This window comes from Bradyrhizobium sp. (assembly GCF_017881085.1).
Taxonomy (GTDB): domain Bacteria; phylum Pseudomonadota; class Alphaproteobacteria; order Rhizobiales; family Xanthobacteraceae; genus Bradyrhizobium.
In genome coordinates this window covers 1-3031 of record NZ_JADGRI010000465.1, presented here as the reverse complement: position 1 = coordinate 3031, position 3031 = coordinate 1, and the positions used below count along the sequence as shown (strand labels likewise).

The window sequence follows — 3031 nt, the reverse complement described above, 5'->3', positions numbered from 1 at the left end:
CGCGGTAATCAATATAGCCGAGCCCGGGGAAGACGAGATCAGCGCCCGGCTTGGCCGCGTCACGGGCCATCCTAAGAGCGCCCCCAATCTCTTCTGAAAAAGGCAAATTGATATCGTGGCCCGCCTTGGCGTTCGGGATCGTGAAGCTCTGCTCGTGGTCATGCACGTCGATCCAGCGCAGCCGCGCGGCCTCGCCTGCCCGACAACCTGAGAGCAGGCAAAACAGATGATAGGCGCGTCTGACCGGGCTTTCGATCTCAGACCACGCCGCGCGCCAGCGGGGGAAGTCCTCGAACGCAAGAGCTTTCTGTGATGGCTCTTCAGGGTTCATGACGACGGCGGACGTGGGAAGCGCCACAGGCAGGGAGCGGTTGAGTTTTGCCGCGTGCTTGTAGCAGGCGCGCATAGTCTGGACGCAACGGTTCGCCGTAGTCGGTCCGGCATCTTTCGTCACCTGTATGTGCCAGTCGCGGACGGCGGCTGGCGAGCCCGACATTTCCGCCAGCGGCCATTTGCCCCATCGTGGTATCAGATACAGCCGCGACAACGAGCGCACGTTCTTGGCCCACCTAGCCGGTTTTCCGCGCCGCTCCGACTGACGTTCGAGATGGGCCAAGTATTCATCCAGCGCGGCGCTGAATTTTGCGGCCTTGCGCTTGCCCGGCAAAATGCGATCCGCCGCAATTCTACCAGCGATGACCTTGGCGGCCTTGCGCGCCGCTGCAAGGTTCATGTCCGGGAGATGGCCTAAGCGCTCTGACGTGACGATCCGCTCGCCATGCAGCCGCCGCTCGTTATAGAAGTGCCACGTCTTGCGCTTTAGTCCAATCCTCAGATGCAGCCCGGCTGTACTCGCATCGGCGATGATGTAGGCCCGATCCGTGTCCCAAAGGTTGAGCATCCGAACGCGGCCTTCGGTGAGCTTCTCCGTCTTCGCGATGGTCGGCATTGTCCCCAAAATTTCCCGGCGTTTTTCCCGGCGTTTGCAAAACGATGGGGGTTGAAATCGGCGCGGGTCACAATCCTGGATCGGGAAGAAACCCCTTATATTGCAGGCATAACATCGCCAAATCTGCTTAACAAGGGGTTACCGGAAACCCCCGAAAAAGACGCCGCGTCTGACCGGGGCCGCACTTTTTTGGAGCTCTGTTTCCAAAGTCGTTCAATCGTCACGTTGCGTGCAACACCCGCGAAACAGACTCAGCATCTCGCGCTCAGGCGAACCGCCTTCATGATCCGTGTCGCCCTCGTTGCCATCGCCTTCCTCGCACTCACGCTGCTGCTGCTGCCGTTTCAGCTGACCGGAATCCTGTTTGACCTGCGGCTGCAGCGGAGCATCCCCCATCTCTACCACCGCATGCTCTGCGCGCTGATCGGGGTGCGGATTCGCGAGGTCGGAACACGATCGACCGCCAGTCCCGCACTGATCCTGTCCAACCATGTCTCCTGGCTCGACATCTCCGTCATATCGGCGCTTTCGCCTGTGGTGTTCGTCGCCAAGAACGAGGTGGCGCGATGGCCCGTGTTCGGCTGGCTCGCGAAATTGCAGCGAACCATCTTCATCAGCCGGCAGGCGCGGCACCAGACCGGCGCCGCCACACGCGAGATCGCCGGCCGGTTGCTCGGCGGCGATGCTGTGGTGCTGTTCGCCGAGGGCACCTCCAGCGACGGTAACCGCGTGCTGCCGTTCCGCTCTGCACTGGTGGGCGCGGTTCATCACGCGCTCGGCGCGTCCACGCACCATACCAGCATCATGGTGCAGCCGATGTCGCTGGCCTATGTCGGCTTCGGCGGGGTGCCGATGGGCCGGGCCTTGCGCGAGCGCGTGGCATGGTACGGCGACGCCGACCTGATGCCGCATCTCGCCCGCGTGCTGGCGTCGGGCGCGGTCGATGTCACCGTAAGCTGGGGTGAAGCGACCGCCTACGACATGACCGCGGATCGCAAGGCGATCGCGCGCGAGGCCGAAAAGTCGGTCCGGCGCATGACAGCGGCGGCCCTGCGCGCCGCGCCGCCGGCAGCCTTCGAACAAGCCCTGCCGGAACCGGCCTGAGCTGCCCGGGCGCCATGGTGCGCTGCGCCTTGCAGCTTCGAGGCGTGGGGGCCAAAATGCGCCCCGTCTCGCGCTTCATTCCCCACAGGATCAACCCCATGCAAATTCAAAATCTCGGCGGCTCCGGCCTGCGCGTTTCCGCCGTCGGCCTCGGCTGCAACAATTTCGGCCAGCGCACCGATCTCGAAACCTCGCGCAAGGTGATCCACAAGGCGATCGACCTCGGCATCACGCTGTTCGACACCGCCGACATCTATGCGGGCATGGGCGGCTCCGAGACCGTGCTCGGCGAGGTGCTCGGCGACCGGCGCAAGGACATCGTGCTGGCGACGAAATACTCCAAGCCGATGAGCACGGACGGCACCAAGCAGGGAGCGTCGCGGCGCTACATCATGTCCGCCGTCGAGGCCAGCCTGCGACGGCTGAAGACCGACTACATCGATCTCTATCAGCAGCATGATTGCGATCCGCTGACGCCGATCGAGGAGACGTTGAGGGCGCTGGACGACCTGATCCGGCAGGGCAAGGTGCGCTACATCGGCAATTCGAATTTTCCGGCCTGGCGTATCGCCGAGGCCGAGTTCACCGCTCGGGCGATGAACGTCAGTCCGTTCGTCTCCTGCCAGGACGAATACAGCCTCGTGGTGCGCGACATCGAAAAAGACCTGCTGCCCGCAGCGCAGGCGTACAATCTCGGCCTGCTGCCGTTCTTTCCGCTCGCCAGCGGACTTCTCACCGGCAAATACAAGCGCGGCGCGGCGGTACCGGCGGATACGCGCTTTGCCAAGATGCCCGCGATACGCGATCGCTATGCCACGCCGCGCAACGAGGACATCGTCGAGAAGCTGCAGGCGTTCGCGCAGGCGCGCGGCCACAGCATGCTCGAACTCGCCTTCTCATGGCTGGCGGCGCGGCCTCAGGTGTCGAGCGTGATCGCCGGCGCCACCCGTGTCGAGCAGGTCGAGCAGAACGTGAAGG

At 63.8% G+C, this 3031-nt stretch carries 3 protein-coding genes; 2 read left to right on the top strand and 1 reads right to left on the bottom strand.

All coding sequences use genetic code 11. From position 1 onward, the window contains the following. On the bottom strand, positions 1 to 949 hold a 949-nt coding region (locus QZ213_RS26690), incomplete at its 3' end, for a tyrosine-type recombinase/integrase (protein WP_291689047.1). Positions 950 to 1231: 282 nt separating this feature from the next. Between QZ213_RS26690 and QZ213_RS26685 the strand changes: the two genes are divergently transcribed. Further along, entirely contained in the window at positions 1232 to 2053 is an 822-nt protein-coding gene (locus tag QZ213_RS26685; protein ID WP_291689046.1) for a lysophospholipid acyltransferase family protein, read from the top strand. Positions 2054 to 2151: 98 nt separating this feature from the next. Further along, the coding region (locus tag QZ213_RS26680; RefSeq protein ID WP_291689045.1) for an aldo/keto reductase at positions 2152 to 3031 on the top strand (880 nt) is incomplete at its 3' end.

Excerpts from the sequence above, each read along its gene's own strand:
- QZ213_RS26685 (WP_291689046.1), top strand. The coding sequence starts at position 1,232 with ATGATCCGTGTCGCCCTCGTTGCCATCGCCTTCCTCGCACTCACGCTG.